We start from the raw sequence: 20,245 nt of genomic DNA on the forward strand, positions 1-20,245 counted from the left end.
ACGTTCTACCTCGGCCGGATCACCGTGGCGACGGCGCCGCGATCCCGTGCTCGTACGCCCACACCACGAGCTGGACGCGATCGCGCAGGCCCGTCTTGGTCATGATCCGGCTCAGGTGCGACTTCACGGTGCTCGCCTCGAGGAACAGTGTCGAGGCGATCTCGGCGTTCGACTGCCCCCGGCACAGCAGCGCCAGGATGTCGTGCTCGCGCGAGGTGAGCAGACCTGAGGCGACGTCGTCCGGGGACGCGGGGGACCGCCGTCGGGCGAACTCGTCGATCACGCGCCGCGTGAGCGTCTGGTCGACGAGGCCCTCGCCCGACGCCACACGCCGCACCGCGTCGACCAGGACGTCGGGCTCGGCGTCCTTGAGCAGGAACCCGCTCGCCCCGGCCTCCAGGGCGCCGAACACGTAGTCGTCCAGGTCGAACGTGCTCACCACGAGCACCGGGACCGGGTCGACGACGCCGGGACCCGCGAGCGCGCGCGTCGCCGTGATGCCGTCCCCGCCGGGCATGCGGACGTCCATGCACACGACGTCGGGGCGCTCGCGGCGTGCGACGCGCACGGCGTCGGCCCCGTTCGACGCTTCGCCGACGACCTCGAGGCCCTCGCTCTCGAGGATCACGGTGAAGCCTGCGCGGACGACGGCCTGGTCGTCGACCAGCACCACTCGGGTCATGGGGCCTCCTGCCCGACGGCGGAGCCCGGCTCGTCCGCGGACGTCGCCGAGCGCTGGGGGATCGTGGGAGACACGGGGTCGACCGGCCGGGGGACCGTGAGCCGGACCCGCCAGCCGTCGCCGGGCACGGGGCCGGCGTCGAGCGTCCCGCCGACGAGGTGCGCGCGCTCGGTCATGCCGATGAGGCCGTGGCCGGGCGGGGCCGGGGCAGCAGGGGCGCCGTGCTCTGGGCTGCCCGGCCCGGGCTGCCCGGCCCGGCCACCCGAGCCGATCGCCGCGACGGGCAACCGGTTGGTCACCGTGACGACGAGCGCGGCCTGCTGGTGGTCGGTGACGACCTCGATCGCGCGCCCGGGCGCGTGCCGGCGCGCGTTGGTCAGCGCCTCCTGGAGCACGCGGTAGACCGTGAGCTGGACGGCGGGGGACAGGTCGAACGGCTCGCCGAGCCGTACGTCGCGCACCTCGGCGCCGGCGCTGCGCGCGAGGTCGAGCAGCTCGCCCGCGTCGTCGAGCGTGGGCTGCGGTGCGGCCGGTGCCTCCTCGCCCGGCTCGCCGGGGCCGGTCTGCGACGAGCTGCGCAGGATGCCGACGACCAGGCGCAGGTTGTCGAGCGTCTCGCGTCCCTGGGTGCGGATCCAGCGCATCGACTCCTTGGCGCGCTCGGGGTCGCGGTCGACCAGGCGCTCGGCCGCGGCCGCCTGCACGACGATCCCCGACAGGTGGTGCGCGGCGACGTCGTGCAGCTCGCGGGCCATGCGGCCGCGCTCCTCCAGGACGGCCTGGGCCGCGAGCATGTCGCGCTCGCGCTCGGCCTGGGCGACCCGCCCCCGGAGCTGGGCGAACAGCTCGCGGCGCGTGCCGACGTACGCGCCGACGAGCGCCGAGGCCACGTACGTCAGGAGGGCCGAGGCGAGACCTCCCCAGACCTGGACCGCGACCGGCGTGGGGCCCGCCGAGGTGATCGGCACGGGGCCGCCGAGCACGAAGCCCAGGAGGACCTGCACGCCCGCGGCCGCCGCGGCCGCCCACAGGGCCGTGCGGCGCGGCGCGTACGCCCCGACCGAGTAGGCCGCGAGGAGCGTCGCCGGGGCCTGGAACGAGACGAGGGCGGGAAGGACGGGCACGAGCGCGACCTGGCCCACGACGACCAGCGCGAGCGCGAGCAGCGGTGCACGTCGGCGCAGCGCGAGCGCCATGGCCTGCGCGACGACGATCACGATCGCCGCGACGCGGCCACCCGTGGAGAACCGCAGGGAGTCGGGCGCCCCTTCGACCAGGATGCCGAGGTCCGTCAGCGCGACGCGCTCGATCACCAGCAGGAAACCGACCGTGAGGACCGCGACGACCGCGCCCAGCAGGGCGTCGCGGCCCGTCTCGGTACGGATGCCCAGGGCGGCGAGCCGGCGGTGCAGGGCGTCGAGCACGAAGGTTCCTCTCAGGTCCGGGCGGGCGGTGTCGGCGGCGCCGTCGGGCACCACGGTACGTGGCCGGGGCGCCCGACGGGCCGCCCCTTCGGACGAGACGTCAGACGAGGTCGCGGCGGCGGAACGTCACCGCGCCCGACCCGAGCGCGACCGCGACCCAGGCGACCAGTCCCAGCACCGCGACCCCGACGCCCATCGGGGCGAGGCCGCCCAGGACCGACGTCGCGCTCTGGCCGGTCGACGCGAGCGACCCCAGGCCCAGCGGCAGCCACGCCGCGGCGCTCGACGTGCCACCCGAGAGCAGCACGACCGCGGCCTGGACCAACGGCTCGACCACCACGAGCCCGACGACGACCAGGATCGCCGCGACCTGCCCGCGGATCAGCGTCCCGATGCCCAGCCCGAGCCACGCGAACAGCACGAGGACCAGCAGTCCGCGCCCCCACACCCCCAGGACGTCGCCCGCGTCGACCATCAGCTGCGCGCCGGGCGTCGACGCGACGGCCGCGAGAAGGCCCAGGGCCGTGAGCACCGCGAGCGCGGCGCCGATCACGAGCGCGACGACCGCGGTCGCCCCCGCCTTGCCCGCGAGGACGCGCAGGCGGGACGGGACGACGAGGGCCGTGGGGACGATGCCGCCCGTGCGGAAGTCGGTCGTGACCGCGAGGACGCCCAGCAGCAGCATGCAGATGACCGAGACCCCTGCGGAGCCCGAGCCCGCGGGGCCGTTGCCCAGCAGGTCCAGCATCGCGCGCTGCACGGGCGCGGCGCCCAGGTCGGTCAGCCCCGTGAGGTCCGGGGCGAGGTCGGCCGTCATCTCGGGCGAGGCCTGGAGGCCCACGGTGGCGCCTCCTCCCAGCCCCTCGAGGCTCGACAGGACGCGCGGCAGGGCGATCGTCAGGGCCTGGACGAGGATCATTCCCGCGAGGGCGACGATCCCCAGGACCCAGGGCGTGCGGGTCGTGCGTAGCTTGAGCAGCTCGGCGCGGAACATCAGCGCACTCCTTCGGTCTCGGCGGTCAGGTTCAGGTAGAAGTCCTCCAGGGACTCGCCCCGGACGAGGTCCGTGAGCGGGCCGTCGGCGATGACCTGGCCCTGGCCGATCACGACCAGGTCGTCGGCCACCTGCGTGACCTCGGCCAGGACGTGGCTCGCGAGCAGCACCGCCCCGCCGCCGTCGGCGAACGAGCGCAGGACCTCGCGCATCCACCGCATGCCCGCGGGGTCCAGGCCGTTCGCGGGCTCGTCGAGCACCAGGACCTGCGGGTCGCCCAGGAGCGCCGCGGCCAGCCCGATGCGCTGACGCATCCCGAGCGAGTACGTCCGGACCCGCCGGTCGGCAGCACGGTCCATCCCGACGAGCGCGAGCACCTCGTCGACCCGCCGGCCCCCGATCCCGCCCGCGGTCGCGAGGACCCGCAGGTGGTCGCGGCCGCTGCGGCCCGGGTGCAGGCCGCCCGCGTCGAGCAGCGCGCCCACGGTCGAGGCCGGCTTCTCCAGGGCCGCGAACGGGCTGCCCTGGATCGTCGCCGTCCCGGCGCTCGCGGACGCGAGCCCCAGCAGGACGTCGAGCGTGGTCGTCTTGCCCGCGCCGTTGGGGCCGAGCAGCCCCACGACCCTCCCGGGCTCGACGACGAAGCTCACGTCGCGGACGGCGTCGAACGTCCCGTAGGACTTGCGCAGGCCCACGATCTCGATGGCTGGCATCGGGGATCCCTTCTCCTCCGGTCGCGCGGCGGGGTGCCGCGCGCCGTGCCTCCAGCCTGTCTTCCGGGCGGTGGCGGGCGCTTCTGGCGGAAGGGGGAAGGTGGGTTGCGACTTGCGGTGGAACGGCGGTGGCGGCGGCGGGCACCACGGGTCCGGCAGACGTGCCCCCTGAGAGCGCTCACACCGACACGGCCTCGGGGCGGTGGTCCCTGAGTCACCCGGCGTCGAGAGTGGAACGCGACGGGTCGCCGCCGTCGGCGGCGCTACGCTCGCGGGGAATCACACTTCATGGGGGAGGGCACATGCCCAGCACGACGTCAGACCTGCACGCCCGCGGCCCGGCCCGCCCGACGGCGGAGCCAGCCTCCCGGGGGGACGCCCGCCGCGACGGCCCCGGCCCGGGAACCGGCGCAGCGCCTCGCGGCTATGCGAAGGGGCGCGCCAAGCGCGACGAGATCATCGAGGCCGCGACGGGGCTCTTCGGCGAGGTCGGCTACCACTCGGCCTCGCTGCGCGAGATCTCCTCGCGCGTGGGGATCTCGCACCCGGGCCTGCTCCACCACTTCCCCACCAAGGAGATGCTGCTCCAGGCGGTGCTCGAACGTCGTGACGAGGCGGACTTCGCCCTGTTCGCCCAGGACCGCGAGGAAGGGCTCGACTACTTCGAGTCGCTCGTGCGGGTCGTCGAGCGCAACGCGGCCCGACCGGGCATCGTCGAGCTCTTCTGCATCCTCTCGGCCGAGGCGACGTCGCCCGACCACCCGGCCCACGCGTACTTCCAGCGACGCTACGACGGTGTCCTGGCGCGCATCCGGGACGAGGTCTCCCGTCGCGCCGCGGAGGGACGACTGCGGCCCGGGATCGACGTCACCGCGGTGTCCAGGGCCCTCGTCGCCGTCATGGACGGGCTGCAGGTGCAGTTCCTGATCGAGCGCGGGACGCCGCGTCCGCCCGTCGACATGGTGGCCGGCCTGCGCTCCTACCTCGCGCTGATCCACGTGGACGAGGACCCCGTGCCCGAGGACTGACCTCGCCGGGCACACGGGTGGGTCTCCTCCGCGGGGCGTCAGCCGATCAGGGAGCCCTCGGTGAGCGCCGCGGTGCTCGCCACGCACAGCCCGGTCCGGTCGCCCTGCGCCCAGGACGCCTCGGACGGCGACCACACGACCAGCTCGACGCCGTCCGTGGGCGCGTCCGCCGACAGCACCGCGGGCGAGCACACCCGGGACACCCGGGCGTCAGCCACGTCCTGCCCCGGCCACCCCGCGTCCGCGGCGAAGTCGGTCCGCGCGACGACCTGTGCCTCGTGCGGGTCCGCGCAGGGTACGACCCGCACCGTGGCGACCTCGCCGTCGTCGGGCAGCTCGGCCAGGCAGTTCCCCAGGACGAGCTGGCGCGCGTGCGCGGACCGGGGCTCGCTCACGTCGGTGGGCAGCGGTGCTGTCGCGGCCTTGCCCACGAACAGCGCGACGAGGACCGCGACCGCCGTCAGCGTCACCGCGACCCCCAGGGCGATGCCCGCCCAGGCGAGGCCCACGCCACGGGTCCCGTCCCGCCGGATGCGCGCGAGCGCGGCCGCCCCGACCCCGACACCGACCGGGCCGAGCAGCAGCCCCGTCGGCACGGCGGCGACGGCCAGCGGTTCGGTCCGCGGGGCAGGGGGCTGCCAGCCGGGTGCGTAGTAGACGTCCGGGTCGTACTCGTGCGGGGAGGGCGGGCTGCTCACCAGGACCCCATCATCGCGAAGAGCCACAGCACCACGAGGGCGGTCGCGACGGCGCCCACCGCGATGCCCGTGATCGCGAACCCGCGGCCGGTCGTCCCGTCGCGCGAGATCTGCTGCAGCGCCACGATGCCCAGGATCAGCCCGACGACCCCGGGGACCATGCAGAAGGCCAGGCCTACGAGCGACGTGATCATCGACGCGAGCGCCAGGCCGTTCTGCCGTGGCGGGGGAGCGAACGAGGCGTCCCACGACGGGGTCGGCCAGCCCGGCTGCTGGCCGTAGCCGGTCGGGTGGCCGGGGCCGTACGCGCCGGGGTAGCCCGGCGGGTACGAGAGGGCGGACGGATCGGTCCCGTACGCCCCCGGTGGGCTCCCGTAGACGGGGGTCCCGGGGGCCCCGTACGGACCGTAGGCCGGGGTGCCCGCGGGCGGAGGCGTCGTCGGGGACCCCGGGGCCGGGGGCGCGTACGGGTCCGCCGGGGCGGGGGCGTCGTCCGACCCGGTCGGGAGGCGGTACGGCACGAGCGGGGGTTGGCGTGACGCTCCGCCGGGCGAGTACGGGGGGACCGGTGGTGCGAACGGATCCTGGTCCGGGGTGTCCGAGCCCTGCGGTGGAGGTGACGTCATGGGAGAACCGTAGCCATGACCCGCGACCGCTGCCGAGACCCCCCACTGGGCACGGCCTCGTCGGTGCGCGCAGGTTCCGGACGAATATTTTGTGAGGATTCCACCCCAAAGCCCCCGGAGGCCTTCGGGAGGGCCGTTGGCGCGTCTATGATCGGTGGTGGTACCGGGCTTCCGCGGACCCTCGCACGAGGGATTTGGAAGGAGTCGTGCTTTTTTCGCTCGTCTCTCTGGTGCCCTACCGAGCGTGGTCTGCACGGGCCGCGCACGACGCATCACCGAGCAGTGAGGACGTCATGACCCTGCCACAGGCCGCACAGGCTCCCGCCACCACGAACGATCGAGCGGCGGTGGTCCTCGCCGCAGGCCACGACGACGCCTCGCGCGAGCTCATCACGCGCCCGCTCGGAGACGCGACGGTGGTCGAGCTCGCCGTCGCGAACGTCCGCAAGGTCGTCGCCGACGACCGCATCGTGGTCGTCGTGGCCCCCGGCGACACGACGGTGCGGGGACTGCTCGGCGAGGGGCTGCGGTACGTCGAGCAGCAAGACCTGCCCGGGACGGGCGGTGCCGTGCTCGCGGCCCGTGCCGCGGTCGAGGCGCTCGGGCGTCCCGCGAGCGAGGTCCTCGTGGCCTACGCCGACACCCCGCTCCTGCGGTCCGAGTCCCTCCTCGGGCTCCTGACGCGCCACACGCTCAAGGCCGCCGACCTGTCGCTGCTCGCGGCCGTCGTGACCGAGGACCTCCCGACCTACGGGCGCATCGTCCGCCACGACGGCGAGATCACGGCCATCCTCGAGGAGGAGGACCGGCCCGCCGACGCGCACCCCGACGGGGAGCCCATCGAGGTCAACGTGGGCGCCTACGTCGCAGCCCCCGACCTGCTGTTCTCCGAGCTCGAGGCCATGGTCGCCGGAGGAGAGCACCGGCTCACCGAGCTCGCCCGCCGCGTCATCGCCAAGCACAAGAGCATCTCGTCGTACCGGATCTACGACACCGACGAGGTCCGGGGCATCAACACCCCCGAGGAGCTCCAGGAGGCCGCGGACATCCTCCTCAAGCGCCTGTTCATGCCCAAGAAGAACACCGACACCAAGATCGTGTTCGGCACCGGCGGGTGGCGCGCCATCATCGGCGAGGGCTACACGCTCGCCAACGTGCGTCGCCTGTGCCAGGCCATCGCGAACGAGACGGTCCGCAAGGGGATCGACGGCCTGGGCGTCGTCATCGGCGGCGACCGCCGCTTCCTCTCGCGCGAGTCGGCCATCGCGGCGGCCGAGGTCTTCGCGGGCAACAACATCCCGGTCACGCTCCTGCCCGACGACGTCCCCACGCCCCTCGTGACGTTCGCCGCCCCTTACCTCGGCGCGGCCTACGGCATCATCGTCACCTCGAGCCACAACCCGCCCGAGTGGAACGGCATGAAGGTCTTCCGCCAGGACGGCTCGCTCCCCCTCGACGACGAGACGGACCGCTACCAGGACGAGGCCAACGCGCTCAGCGTCGACGACGTCATCACGCTCGACCTCGCGGTCGCCCGCAAGGCCGGGCTCGTCGTGGACAAGGTCCTCACCGAGCCCTACGTCGACGCGATCGAGAAGATCGTCGACGTCGACGCGGTGCGCGGCTCGGACCTGCGCGTGATCGTGGACCCCATGTACGGCACGAGCCAGCTCACGCTCGGCACGATCCTCAACGACATGCGCGTGCGCTCGGAGTTCATCCACGCGTCGCACAACCCGCTGTTCGGCGGCATCGCCCCCGCACCGGACCTGCAGCGTCTGTCGACCCTGATCTCGATGATCCAGCAGGGTGGCGGCCGCTACGACCTCGGCATGGCGACCGACGGTGACTCGGACCGCATCGGGATCGTCGACGAGACGGGCGAATACATCTCGACCAACGACCTCCTGCTCCTCCTGTACTGGTACCTGCACGAGTTCCGCGGCGAGAAGGGCGGCGTCGTGCGCAACCTCGCCACGACCCACCTGCTCGACCGGCTCGCCGCGCACTTCGGTGAGGAGTCCCGCGAGGTCAAGGTGGGCTTCAAGCACGTCACGGCCGGCATGGAGGAGATCGGCGCCGTGCTCGGCGGCGAGTCCTCGGGCGGCCTCACGGTCCGTGGCTGGATCCTCGGCAAGGACGGCATCTTCGCGTGCGCCCTGGTCGTCGAGATGCTGGCCCGCACGGGCAAGAAGATCTCGGAGCTGCGCGAGATGATCTACGAGATCACGGGGCGCCTCTACACGCTCGAGGCAGGCGTGGACTCCACGCCGGAGATGCGGGTGGCCGTGCCGCGCCGCCTCGAGGCGGACCCGCTCACGCACATCGGCCCCTACCCGGTCGTGAGCATCTCGCACCTCGACGGCACCAAGATCGTCCTCGAGAACGACAACTGGGCGCTCCTGCGGTTCTCCGGGACCGAGCCCGTGCTGCGCATGTTCGTCGAGGCGGACTCGCCCGAGAAGGCCGCCGAGCTGCTCGACTGGCTCAAGGGCTTCGTCACCGCAGGCGTCTGAGTCTCCGGGGTCCTCGGACCCCGGAGGGTCGGCCCACCCCCACCCCACCCGCACCTCTCACCGACAGGAACCGACCCGACGATGCGCTACGGCCACTTCGACACCGCTCGTGACGAGTACGTCATCGAGCGCCCAGACGTCCCCGTCTCGTGGACGAACTACCTGGGCACCAAGGACTTCTGCACCGTGCTCTCGCACAACGGCGGCGGCTACTCGTACTACAAGTCGGCGCAGACGGGCCGCATCTCGCGGTTCCGCCAGAACGGCGTCCCGCTCGACCGCCCGGGGCACTACGTGTACCTGCGCGACGAGGCCGACGGCGACTTCTGGTCGGTGTCGTGGCAGCCGGTGGGCAAGCCGCTCGCGGCCGACGGCGACCCGATCGACCCCGCGGGCGGTGCCGGTCGCTGGACCACGCGCCACGGCCTGAGCTACTCGACGTTCGAGGCCCAGTACAAGGGCATCGACGCCCAGCAGACGATCTTCATCCCCGTGGACGACGACGTCGAGATCTGGGACGTGCGCCTGACGAACACGACCGACGAGGTCCGTGAGCTGACGGTCGGGTCGTACGTGGAGTTCTCCTTCCACACGATCACGATCGACAACCAGAACCTGCAGATGTCGCTCTACTCGACGGGGTCGTCGTACGAGGACGGCATCATCGAGTACGACGCCTACTACGAGCCGTGGACGTTCCACTACTTCGCGTCGAGCGAGGCGCCGTCGTCGTACGACTCGCTGCGCGACAACTTCATCGGCCCCTACCGCTCCGAGGCCAACCCGATCGCGATCGAGCGCGGGCACGGCTCGAACGAGAGCGCGACGACGCAGAACCACTGCGGCTCGCTCCAGCACAAGATCACGCTGCAGCCGGGTGAGACCAAGCGCCTCGTCTACATGCTCGGCTACGGCTCGCGCGCCGAAGCCGGCCGCGCGATGCAGGCCAAGTACGCGGACGTCGCGACCGTCGACGCCGAGCGTTCCCGCCTGGCCGCGTACTGGAAGGCCAAGCAGGACAAGCTGCGCATCCGCACGCCCCACGAGGGCATGAACACCATGATCAACTCGTGGACGCTGCTCCAGGCGGAGACCTGCGTCGTGTGGTCGCGCTTCGCGTCGTTCGTCGAGGTCGGCGGCCGCAGCGGCCTGGGCTTCCGCGACACGGCCCAGGACGTCATGAGCGTCATCCACACCAACCCGACCAAGACGCACCAGCGCATCGTCGAGCTCCTGCGGGCCCAGACGGAGGCGGGCTACGGCCTGCACCTGTTCGAGCCCAAGGCGTTCGACCCGGACGCGCCCAAGCTCCCCGACGTCCCGTCGCCCACGATCGTCCCGACGCCCGACCCGAAGGACCTCATCCACGGGCTCGAGGACACGTGCTCGGACGATCACCTGTGGCTCGTGCCGTCGGTCGTCGAGTACGTCAAGGAGACCGGTCGCCTGGAGTTCCTCGACGAGGAGATCCCGTTCGCCGAGGGCACGCCCGCCACGGTGTACGAGCACCTGACGCGCGCGCTCGACTTCTCGAGCGAGCAGATCGGCCAGAACGGCGTGGCCCTGGGCCTGCGTGCGGACTGGAACGACTGCCTCAACCTGGGCGGCGGCGAGACCTCGCTGGTCACGTTCCTGCACGCGTGGGCCATCCAGGCGTTCCTCGAGGTCGCACGGCACCGTGCGGTCGCCGGGGACGAGAGCGCGGCCGCCGACGTCGCCAAGTACGAGGCCGAGCTCGAGCGCATCGCGAAGGTCGCCGACACCCAGCTCTGGGACGGCGCCTGGTGGATCCGTGGGTACACGCGCGACGGCGTGAAGATCGGCTCGAACGACAACGACGAGGGCAAGATCTTCCTCGAGCACCAGGCGTGGCCCGTCATCGCGGGCATCACGACCCAGGAGCGCGGCGAGGCGTCGATGGACTCGGTGCGCGAGCTCCTGGGCTCGGAGTACGGCAACCACCTGAACTGGCCGGCGTTCACCAAGGTCGACGACACGGTCGGGTTCGTGACGCGCGTGTACCCGGGCATCAAGGAGAACGCGGCGATCTTCTCGCACCCGAACGCGTGGCCGATCATCGCCGAGGCCATGCTGGGCCGCGGCGACGAGGCGGTGCAGTTCTACGACGCGATCCTGCCGTACAACCAGAACGACAACATCGAGGTCCGCGGGGCCGAGCCGTACGCGTACGTGCAGTTCCTGTACGGCCGCGACCACGAGTGGTTCGGCAAGGCGCAGAACCCGTGGCTCACGGGCACGGCGGGCTGGATGTACACGGCCGCGACGAAGTACATCCTCGGTGTGCGCCTGGCCCTCGACGGCCTGGTCGTCGACCCGTCGATCCCCAAGGACTGGGACGGCTTCGAGGTGCGCCGTGAGTGGCGTGGCGCGGTCTACGAGATCGAGGTCCGCAACCCGGACCACGTCTCGAAGGGCGTGAAGTCGGTGACGCTCGACGGCGAGGACCTCGACCCGACCAAGCCGGTCCCGGTCCAGCCCGCGGGCTCCGAGGTCAAGGTCGTCGTGACGCTGGGCTAGCTCTTCGTCGCTGAGTGCGGAGCAGTTGTCGTCGAACGGCTCGTTCGACGACAACTGCTCCGCACTCAGCGTTTCCGGGGGTGGGACGGTCAGTCCGAGAAGTCCACGATCACCGGGACGTGGTCCGAGGCGCCCTTGCCCTTGCGTTCGTCGCGGTCGATCTCGACGCCCGTCGCACGGGCCCGCAGCGCGGGGGACAGGTAGGCGTAGTCGATCCGCATGCCCTGGTTCTTGGGGAAGCGCAGCTGCTGGTAGTCCCAGTACGTGTACTTGTGCTCCTCGGGGAAGAAGTCGCGCGTGACCTCGGTGTACCCGGCCGCTGCGACCGCTGAGAACGCCGCCCTCTCGGCCGGGGAGGTGTGCGTGTGCCCCGCGAACACGGCCGGGTCCCACACGTCGGTGTCGAGCGGCGCGACGTTCCAGTCCCCGACGAGCGCGACCTGCGCCGCGGGGTCCGCCTCGAGCCAGCCTGCGGCCTGGGTGCGCAGGTTGTGCAGCCACTCGAGCTTGTAGGGGTAGTGGGGGTCGTCGAGCGCGCGCCCGTGCGGCACGTACAGGCTCCACACGCGCACGCCACCGCACGTCGCCCCGATGGCGCGGGCCTCCAGGTGCGGCTCGGCCCCGAAGTGGGGCTGGGTCGCGAACCCGGTCTCGACGTCCTCGATCCCCACGCGCGAGACGATCGCGACGCCGTTCCACTGGCTCAGCCCGAAGTGTGCGACCTCGTATCCGGCGGCCTCGAAGACCGCGTGCGGGAACTGGGCGTCCTTGCACTTGGTCTCCTGCAGCGCGAGCACGTCGGTGCCCGAGCGTTCGAGGAAGGCGACGGCGCGCTCGGCGCGGGCTCGGATCGAGTTGATGTTCCAGGTGGCGAGACGCATGGCGACAGGCTATCCGGGGTGACCCACGCGTCCCGCTACCCAGGTGCGGGACGGTGCGCGACGTCGTCGGGCGTGCGGGTCTCGCGAGCGCCCCGCGCCCCCTAGGCTGGGGCCCATGGCGACTGCACTGATCACCGGCGCCAGCGCCGGCCTGGGGCTCGAGTTCGCGTGGCAGCTGGCCACGGCCCGTCACGACCTGGTCCTCGTCGCGCGCGACGAGGAACGCCTCGAGCGTGTCGCGCAGCAGATCCGTGCTGCGGCCGGCGTGCGGGTCCAGGTGCTCCCGGCGGACCTCTCGGTGCCCGACGACGTCGCGCGCGTCGCAGCGCGCCTCGCCGTGGCGCACGAGGACGAGGCAGGGCAGCGCCCCGTGGGCCTGCTCGTCAACAACGCGGGCTACGCGGTGCACCAGCGGTTCGTGGGCGGCGACGTCGACGCCGAGGTCAAGGCGCTCGACGTCATGGTGCGCGCGGTCCTCGTGCTCTCGCACGCCGCCGCGGGCCAGATGACCGAGCGTGGGCGTGGCGCGATCCTCAACGTCGCGTCGGTCGCGGCGCTCACCGCGAGCGGGACCTACTCGGCGGCCAAGGCGTGGGTGCGGACCTTCACCGAGGGGCTCGCGGTCGAGCTGCGCGGGACGGGTGTCACGGCCACCGCGCTGTGCCCCGGGCTCACGCACACCGAGTTCCACGAGCGCGCCGGGATCGACTACAGCCAGCTCCCCGAGGTCGCGTGGTTGAACGCCGACCGCGTCGTGGCCGCGGCTCTCGCGGACGTGCGCCGCGGCGTCGTGATCTCGACGCCGTCGCTGCGGTACCGGCTCGCGTCGGGGCTGCTGAAGGTCGCGCCGCGCGTGGCCGTGCGGGCGTTCGAGGGGCGCTAGGGGAGTGCGAGGCAGGAGGCGCGCATGAGCCGCGAGTCCGTCGTCGGGCTGGTCGTGCTGAGCGTCCTGCTGATGCTCGTGGTCGCGGTGGCCGCGCTGGCCGTGGTCGCCCGGCGTGCGCGCCGGGACGCGCAGGACGCGCTCGTGCGGGAGCTGGGCTGGGAGCCTGCGCCGCCCGACGACTCCCTGCTCGACCGCTGGAAGGGGGCCCCGTTCGACGTCCAGGACCGCGGCAGGGCCGAGGACCTTCGCCGCGGGGCCGTGGACGGCCGGCCGCTCGTCACGTTCCGGTACGCGTGGCGCTCCGCCGCGACCATGGCAGGACGCGGGCGCCCCACGATGGTCGAGTGCCAGGTCGTGGCCCTCGACGTCCCGTGGGACGTCCCGACGGTCGAGGTCGTGCCCGTGGGGTACCGGCAGCCGTCGGTCCAGCGCGTGGTGGGCCGTGAGGTCGTGTTCGACGACCCGGCGTTCGCCTCGACCTGGACGGTGCGCGCCCCCGACGAGCTCGCTGCGCACGACCTCCTGACGGAGGCCGTGCGGCAACGGCTCCTGGACCCCGCGTACGTGGGGTCCCGTCTGCGCTTCGAGGGCCGCGCGATCCTGTCCTGGACGGACGGTACGGCGCCCGTCGAGGACGTGCGTGACCTCGCTCTCCTGCTCGCCGGTGTCCTCGCTCACGTTCGGGCCCCGGAGCGCCCGGAGGGCGAGAGCCCGCGGCCCGCGGACGCGTCGGACCGCTAGCCTTGACCCCATGACCGAGACCTCCACGCACCTGTCCCCGACGCCTCGCGAGCAGCTTCGCGACCTGATCGCCGAGCTCGCGATCGTGCACGGGAAGGTGACGTTGTCCTCCGGCAAGGAGGCCGACTACTACGTGGACCTGCGCCGCGTCACGCTGCACCACCGTGCGGCCCCGCTCGTCGGGCACGTCCTGCTGGACCAGCTCGAGGAGGTCGGGCTGGGCACGGCCGAGGTCGACGCCGTGGGTGGCCTGACGCTGGGGGCGGACCCGATCGCGACCGCCCTCCTGCACGCCGCGGCCTCGCGCGGACAGGACCTCGACGCGTTCGTGGTGCGCAAGGCGGCCAAGGCGCACGGCATGCAGCGCCAGATCGAGGGCCCGGAGATCGCAGGGCGCCGCGTCGTCGTCGTCGAGGACACGACCACGACGGGCGGCTCGCCCATCACGGCGATCGAGGCCGCGCGGGCCGCGGGCGCCGAGGTCGTGGGCGTCGCGACGATCATGGACCGCGACACGGGCGCGCGCGAGAAGATCGAGGCGCTGGGCGTGCCCTACCACTCGATCTTCGGCCTGACCGACTTCGACCTGGCCTGACCGGTCCGTCTGACGGCGGACGCGGCCCGGGGGGAACGATGGACGGCTCGTGGTTCGTGGTCGGGATGGCGCTGCTCGCGGTCGCGGGGGTGCTCGTCGGCTGGTGGGGGCACCGGGCGCGCGTCGCGCTGCTCGAACGGTGGGCTGCGGAGAACGGGTGGGAGCACCATGGTGCCGACCCTGCGCTGGCTCGCCGGTGGCGGGGCACCCCGTTCGACGAGGGGCGGTCGCGACGGGCGACCGAGGTCCTGACGGGCCCGTACGAGGGACGCTCGGCGCTGTCGTTCACGTTCAGCTGGACCACGGGTTCGGGCAAGGAGTCGACGACGCACTCGGCGCACGTGGTCGCGCTGCTGCTGCATGCCTCGTTCCCCACGCTCCAGCTCACCCCGGAGGGGCTCGGCGCGAGGCTTGCCAAGGTGTTCGGCGGGCAGGACGTCCAGCTCGAGTCGGACGCCTTCAACCGTGCGTGGCGGGTCCAGGCGAGCGACCTGCGGTTCGCGCACGACGTGCTGCACCCGCGCACCATGCACCGGTTGCTGGAGGCGGACTTCGAGCGGCGGTTCCTGCGGATCGAGGGGGACGCGATCCTCGCGTGGACGGGCGGGCGGACGGTCCCCGACAACGTCCTCCCGACGCTCTCGCGTCTGGCCGTGGTGGTCGACGCCGTCCCGGACTTCGTGTGGCTGGACCGGGGCGCGGTCCCGCCGCGCCGGGGACAGCAGGCGCCGCGCGGCCCGCGCGAGGTGCGTCCGGAGCCGGAGGCCGGGGCGCCGCCGTGGGGCACGCCGTCGCCGTGAGCCGTGCGGTCCGGCGAGCGGCTGCGCAGCTACGATGCACCTACCTTCCGCGCCGCCCGACGGCGTCTCGCGCCCGGTCCGTCAGGTCCGGTCGTGCGGTGCTCGGGCGAGCGGTCCGACCAGCTCAGCCCAAGGGGGCAGCATGACAGGCGGCACCATCGCCTTGATCGTCATCGGCATCGTCGTCCTGATCGTCCTGTTCTGGGCGGTCGCGCAGTACAACGGCTTCGTCCGGCTGCGGAACCTGGTGCAGGAGTCCTGGCGCCAGATCGACGTCGAGCTGCACCGACGCCACGACCTCATCCCGAACCTCATGGAGACCGTGAAGGGCTATGCCGCGCACGAGCGTGGCGTGTTCGAGGAGGTGGCTGCCGCTCGATCGGCCGCGGCGGGCACCGCGACGGGCCCGGCGGACCAGGCGGCCAAGGAGAACCAGCTCACCCAGGCCCTGGGGCGGCTCTTCGCGGTGGCCGAGGCCTACCCGCAGCTGCGCGCGAGCGAGAACTTCGGTCGGCTCCAGGACGAGCTGACGAACACCGAGGACCGCATCGCGGCCGGCCGCCGGTTCTACAACGCCAACGTGCGCACGCTGAACACCAAGGTCGAGACGTTCCCGGCGAACGTCGTCGCGAAGATGTTCGGCTTCCAGCGCGCCGAGTACTTCGAGGTCGAGAACCCGGCGGTGCGGAACGCGCCGCGGGTCGACTTCCACGGGAACGGGCCGATCGTCGACCGTTGAGCAGCGAGCCCGCGGGCCCCGGAACGACGCCGGGAACCGAGGGCGGAACGCGAGGAGGGGCGGGGTGCCGGAGGGCGCCCCGCCCCTCCTCGCGTCCTGGGAAGTGCGGGGGTGTGACTCCGCGCACAGCAGATAAGGTTTGCCTTGCTTTGGTGAGGCAGCCCTTATATGGTCCACGGGGCGATGGTCGAGAGACCTGTCGCCATGCGTCGCCATCGCGGGCGACCCTGGACCTTCACAGGAGATCGAGTGCTCATCACGCAACGGGGAGGGCGCCGACGCGCCCTCGCGTCACTCCTGACCGGAGCGCTCGTCGCCGGTCTCACGTTCGTCGGAGTCGCTCCGGCAGGCGCCGCCGCCGACACGGTGTCGGGTGGCAGCGCCACCTGGAACTTCACGGACGGCTGGACGGGCTACGTCACGGGCCCGATCGCCAAGGGGACCGTCACGCCTGCCATGGTCGACGGGAAGTCGGTCTACGAGCCGGCGTCCGGGTCGCTCGACGCGGCGGGCACGGGGACGGTGAGGTTCGCCGGGTCGACCACGTACTCGGGCCACGACGGCGCCCTGGGCCTCACCATCTCGGACCTGACGCTCCGGCTGACCTCCCCGACGGCGGGCGTGCTCACGGCCGACTTCGGGGGCACGATCAACGCGGGCACCGGGAACGACGCGAAGGTCGCCGACGTCACGGTCGCCCCGACGCGGACCGGTGACACCCTGACCCTCGTCGCGAGCGGTACCGTCTCGAACGACCTCGCTGCGGTCTCGGACTACTTCAGCGCGTACGTCGGCAAGCCCATGTCCACCCTGACGGCGACGCTCGATGCGCCGCTCCCGGTGGTCCCCGCGGCGACGACCTCGACCACGCTCGCGGTCTCCCCGGGCGGCACCTCGGTCGAGGGCACGGCCCTCGCGCTGAGCGCGACGGTCGCACCCGCTGCCGCGGGCGCGGTCGAGTTCTTCGACGGCGCCACGTCGCTCGGCACCGCCACGGTGTCCGACGGCGTCGCCCGCCGCGACGTCACGCCCACGACGGTGGGGGAGCGCTCCTTCACCGCGCACTTCACCCCGGCCGACGCCGCGGCCTTCACGGCGTCGACGTCCGCCGGAGTCGCGCACACCGTGACGGCCAAGCAGGTCGATCCGCCGGCCCCGGTCGCCGACCCCCAGGTCACGGTCACGCCGAACGAGGACGTCGACCCGGCCGTCGCGAACACGTTCACGATCTCGGGCACCGGTTTCGTCGGAGCGGGCGCGAAGTACGGCGCGTACGTGCTGCTCGGCGAGACCTCGCTCTGGAGCGGCGGCTCGGCGCTTCCCGGCACGGGCTGGCTCCAGCAGGCCTTCGTGCCCGCCGCGCTCGTCAAGGACGGCGCGTTCACGACCACGATCACGGTCCCGGCAGGCACGCTCGACGCGTCGAAGTCCTACCAGGTGGCCACCTCGGCCGCGCACGGGCTGTCGGTCACCGACCGCTCGCTCGACACCCTCACCCCGATCACCCTCCAGGGCGAGGAGCCGCCGGCCCCGGTGTTCGAGCCGAAGATCGAGGTCTTCGCCGCTGACGGGAAGACGCCGCTGGGGAACACGGTGGTTCGTCCTGGTGACGAGATCGTCGTGAAGGGCACCGGGTTCGACCCGGCGTCGAACGTCGGTGGGTACGGGAACCCGATCCCGAAGACGCTGCCGCAGGGCAACTACGTGGTGTTCGGTGCGTTCGCGGAGAGCTGGAAGCCGTCTGTCGGGGCGACGGGCGCTGCTCGCAAGGTCGGGTCGCAGGTCTGGGCCTTGTCCGAGACGGTGCTCGAGCAGCTGACCCCGACGAACCAGGCGATCATCCGGGCTCAGTGGGCCGACATCACGGCCGAGGGCTCGTTCACGGCCAGGCTCACGCTCAAGGCTCCCGCCGCGCTCGAAGGTGGCCGCTTCGGTGTCTACACCTACGGTGCCGGCGGCGTGACGAACGCTGCTCAGGAGCTCTCCGTCCCCGTGAACTTCACGGAGAAGCCGGCCCCGGTGTTCGAGCCAAAGGTCGAGGTCTTCGCCGCTGACGGGAAGACGCCGCTGGGGAACACCTTGGTGCGTGCTGGGGACAAGGTCGTCGTGAAGGGCTCCGGCTTCGACCCGGCCGGAAACGTCGCTCCTGAGGGCAACCGCCCGCCGATCTCGGCGGGCAACCCTGCGGGAACGTACGTGGTCTTCGGGAAGTTCGCCGACGCGTGGAAGCCGTCCACGGGTGCGCCGTCGTCGGCTCGCGTGGTCGGTGACCAGCGGTGGGCGCTCAGCCAGGCGGGGCTCGACGCGATCTCGCCCGCGTTCCAGGGCACGGTGCGTGCTCAGTGGGCCACGGTCTCGCCCGAGGGTGAGTTCACGGCCGAGCTGACGGTCAAGCCCGGGCAGAAGTCGGGCGTGGACGTCGCGTGGCCGGAGACCGGCTCGTTCGGCGTCTACACCTACGGTGCCGGCGGCGTGACGAACGCTGCTCAGGAGCTCGCTGTCCCGGTCAGGTACACCGACGCACCGGCCCCGGCGCCGCTCACGGTCACTCCCGGCTCGGCCGCGGTGAAGGCCGGCGAGAAGGTCACGCTGACGGTCGAGGGGCTCGGGGCGGGCGACTCCGTGTCCTCCGTCCAGGTCGGCGGGGCGTCCGCGACGTTCACCGCGCAGGGCGGGAAGGTCACCGCGACCGTCCCGACGGGCCTGACCCCGGGCGCACACCCGGTCAAGGTCACGAGCGCGCTGGGCGCGACGGGCGAGACGAGCATCACGGTGGTCGGCTCGACGCCGGTCGGAAGCCTCCAGTGGGGCGTCAAGGAGAGCTTCCGTACCTACATCACGGGTGGCATCGCCAAGGGCGGCGCCGTGGCGTCCGCCGGTGCCACCGTCAAGGACGGGACGTTCGACTTCCGTCAGACCGGCGGTTCGTGGATGCCCGGAACCCTCCTCGGGACCGCCGAGTACGGCGGGACGGTCACGTTCTCGGGTCACGACGGGTTGCTCAACCTCACCCTCTCGAACCCGACGGTCGACGTGACGTCGCCCGGCAAGGGCACCCTCGTCGTCGACGTGCGGTCCGCGAACCTCGACGGGACCACGTTCGACGCCAAGCGCGTCCGGTTCGCCTCGCTCGCGCTGAACGGTGCGATCGAGCACGAGAGCGGCTCGGTCACCTACGTCAACGTCGCCACGACCCTGACCGACGCGGGTTCGAAGGCGTTCTCGGGCTTCTACCCCGCGGGTACGGAGCTCGACCCGCTGTTCTTCGTGATGGGTGCCACCAGCACCTCGGGCGGTGGTACAGGCGGCAGCATCGGCACCCCGAACGACGGTTCCGGCACCACGACGGTCGACCCCGCCAAGGCCACCCTCTCGACCTACCAGGTCGCGCCCGGCGGCAAGGTCACGATCAGCGGTGTGGGCTTCGGCGCGAACGAGGCCGGCCTCAAGTCGGTCATCCGGTCGACCCCGCGGACGCTCGCGACGGGCATCACGGCCAACGCCGGCGGCGCCGCGTCGGCCACGGTGACGATCCCGAAGAACCTCGAGCCGGGGGAGCACACGCTGTCCCTCGAGGGTGCGAACCACAAGGTCTCCGCGATCATCACCGTCACGGGCGCGACCAGCACCTCGGGCGGTTCCGCCGCCCAGCAGTGCTACGCACAGGGCGTCAACGGTGCGACGCTGAGCTGGGGCGTGAGCGACGCGTTCCGCGCGTACATCGCCGGCCCGATCGCCAAGGGCTCGGTCTCGACGAGCGGAGTCAAGGACAACGGCTCCTCGTACACGTGGAGCGGTGGCAAGGGATCCTTCAACACCGATCTCGGCAAGGGACGCACGAGCTTTGCCGGCTCGGTGAAGTTCACGGGCCACGACGGCATCCTGGACCTGCAGATCTCGAACCCGCGCGTTCAGGTCGACGGTGGCTCGGGCACCCTGATCGTCGACGTGGTGAGCAGCGACATGCAGGGCAACAAGTCCACGAGCAAGGGTATCGCGTTCGCGAGCCTGAACCTCTCGGGCAAGAAGTCGACCTCGGGCAGCACGATCACGTGGACGGGCGTCTCCGCCACGCTGACCGCCGCGGGCGCCAAGGCGTTCGCGGGCTTCTACGAGCCGGGGACGGCGCTCGCCCCCGTCACGTTCAGCTTCCCGGTCGGCGGGGACGTCGAGTGCGACGTGCACTCGGGCCTCGCTGACACCGGCGCCGACTCGGCGACGGTCGCGGCCTTCGGGGTGATGCTGCTCCTGGGCGGCGCCGGCCTGCTCGCCGCGGGCAAGCGCCGTCGGGCACGCGTCGACGCCTGACGACCCACCTGCACGACCAGGGCGGGCCGGGACCTTTCGAGGTCCCGGCCCGCCCGTCGTCGTTCTGCTCCGTGGC

Annotated in this window: 16 protein-coding genes; 9 read left to right on the forward strand and 7 right to left on the reverse strand. The window is 72.4% G+C overall.

Annotation, left to right across the window (positions count from 1 at the left end):
• Positions 1–19 precede the first annotated feature (19 nt).
• The 4 genes from ACZDYF_RS10455 to ACZDYF_RS10470 all read right to left on the reverse strand — a co-directional run bounded on the left by ACZDYF_RS10455 (position 20) and on the right by ACZDYF_RS10470 (position 3,813).
• Positions 20–682, reverse strand: a complete 663-nt coding sequence (locus tag ACZDYF_RS10455; protein ID WP_475056258.1) for a response regulator — start codon at positions 680–682, stop codon at positions 20–22.
• Positions 679–2,106 carry a sensor histidine kinase gene (locus ACZDYF_RS10460; RefSeq protein WP_475056262.1) on the reverse strand — a complete coding sequence of 476 codons (1,428 nt, stop codon included), beginning with the start codon at positions 2,104–2,106 and terminating at the stop codon, positions 679–681. The genes ACZDYF_RS10455 and ACZDYF_RS10460 overlap by 4 nt, the downstream gene beginning before the upstream one ends.
• 100 nt (positions 2,107–2,206) lie before the next feature.
• The gene (locus ACZDYF_RS10465) at positions 2,207–3,100 is read right to left on the reverse strand and encodes a hypothetical protein (RefSeq protein WP_191789791.1); all 894 of its coding nucleotides are present in this window, start codon (positions 3,098–3,100) and stop codon (positions 2,207–2,209) included.
• On the reverse strand, positions 3,100–3,813 hold the full coding sequence (locus ACZDYF_RS10470) for an ABC transporter ATP-binding protein (protein WP_475056268.1): 714 nt from the start codon (positions 3,811–3,813) through the stop codon (positions 3,100–3,102). Before ACZDYF_RS10470 ends, ACZDYF_RS10465 begins: the two co-directional genes overlap by 1 nt.
• Before the next feature lie 302 nt (positions 3,814–4,115).
• Here ACZDYF_RS10470 and ACZDYF_RS10475 point away from each other — a divergent pair, with 302 nt between their 5' ends.
• Entirely contained in the window at positions 4,116–4,841 is a 726-nt protein-coding gene (locus tag ACZDYF_RS10475; RefSeq protein WP_475056271.1) for a TetR/AcrR family transcriptional regulator, read from the forward strand.
• Between the two features lie 38 nt (positions 4,842–4,879).
• Here the strand turns inward: ACZDYF_RS10475 and ACZDYF_RS10480 are convergent, their stop codons facing one another.
• Together ACZDYF_RS10480 and ACZDYF_RS10485 are read right to left on the reverse strand one after the other, a co-directional pair.
• Positions 4,880–5,539 carry a DUF4190 domain-containing protein gene (locus tag ACZDYF_RS10480; RefSeq protein ID WP_475056273.1) on the reverse strand — a complete coding sequence of 220 codons (660 nt, stop codon included), beginning with the start codon at positions 5,537–5,539 and terminating at the stop codon, positions 4,880–4,882.
• Positions 5,536–6,165, reverse strand: a complete 630-nt coding sequence (locus ACZDYF_RS10485) for a DUF4190 domain-containing protein (protein ID WP_475056275.1) — start codon at positions 6,163–6,165, stop codon at positions 5,536–5,538. The genes ACZDYF_RS10480 and ACZDYF_RS10485 overlap by 4 nt, the downstream gene beginning before the upstream one ends.
• 293 nt (positions 6,166–6,458) lie before the next feature.
• Here ACZDYF_RS10485 and ACZDYF_RS10490 point away from each other — a divergent pair, with 293 nt between their 5' ends.
• Both ACZDYF_RS10490 and ACZDYF_RS10495 read left to right on the forward strand, forming a co-directional pair.
• Positions 6,459–8,681 (forward strand): NTP transferase domain-containing protein, encoded by a 2,223-nt coding sequence (locus ACZDYF_RS10490; protein WP_204807234.1) that lies wholly within the window; start codon positions 6,459–6,461, stop codon positions 8,679–8,681.
• Between the two features lie 81 nt (positions 8,682–8,762).
• Positions 8,763–11,219 (forward strand): glycoside hydrolase family 94 protein, encoded by a 2,457-nt coding sequence (locus ACZDYF_RS10495; protein WP_475056279.1) that lies wholly within the window; start codon positions 8,763–8,765, stop codon positions 11,217–11,219.
• Positions 11,220–11,308: 89 nt separating this feature from the next.
• On the opposite strand, the gene ACZDYF_RS10500 is transcribed toward ACZDYF_RS10495, so the two are convergent.
• Positions 11,309–12,100 (reverse strand): exodeoxyribonuclease III, encoded by a 792-nt coding sequence (locus ACZDYF_RS10500; RefSeq protein ID WP_475056283.1) that lies wholly within the window; start codon positions 12,098–12,100, stop codon positions 11,309–11,311.
• Between the two features lie 115 nt (positions 12,101–12,215).
• On the opposite strand from ACZDYF_RS10500, the gene ACZDYF_RS10505 reads away from it, so the two are divergent.
• The 6 genes from ACZDYF_RS10505 to ACZDYF_RS10530 all read left to right on the forward strand — a co-directional run bounded on the left by ACZDYF_RS10505 (position 12,216) and on the right by ACZDYF_RS10530 (position 20,169).
• A complete protein-coding gene (locus tag ACZDYF_RS10505; protein WP_475056286.1) occupies positions 12,216–12,983 on the forward strand; it encodes an SDR family NAD(P)-dependent oxidoreductase in 768 nt (255 codons plus the stop codon).
• A 24-nt stretch (positions 12,984–13,007) separates the two neighbouring features.
• Entirely contained in the window at positions 13,008–13,727 is a 720-nt protein-coding gene (locus ACZDYF_RS10510; protein ID WP_475056289.1) for a hypothetical protein, read from the forward strand.
• A 10-nt stretch (positions 13,728–13,737) separates the two neighbouring features.
• Positions 13,738–14,322: an orotate phosphoribosyltransferase gene (pyrE, locus tag ACZDYF_RS10515; RefSeq protein WP_191789782.1), complete on the forward strand. Its 585-nt coding sequence runs from the start codon at positions 13,738–13,740 to the stop codon at positions 14,320–14,322.
• Between the two features lie 38 nt (positions 14,323–14,360).
• Positions 14,361–15,122 carry a hypothetical protein gene (locus ACZDYF_RS10520; protein ID WP_475056292.1) on the forward strand — a complete coding sequence of 254 codons (762 nt, stop codon included), beginning with the start codon at positions 14,361–14,363 and terminating at the stop codon, positions 15,120–15,122.
• A gap of 142 nt (positions 15,123–15,264) precedes the next feature.
• Entirely contained in the window at positions 15,265–15,861 is a 597-nt protein-coding gene (locus ACZDYF_RS10525) for a LemA family protein (protein ID WP_191789780.1), read from the forward strand.
• 249 nt (positions 15,862–16,110) lie between these two features.
• The gene (locus ACZDYF_RS10530; protein ID WP_475056297.1) at positions 16,111–20,169 is read left to right on the forward strand and encodes an HtaA domain-containing protein; all 4,059 of its coding nucleotides are present in this window, start codon (positions 16,111–16,113) and stop codon (positions 20,167–20,169) included.
• The last annotated feature ends 76 nt before the right edge of the window (positions 20,170–20,245 follow it).

This window comes from Oerskovia sp. PE-21s, from assembly GCF_056158145.1.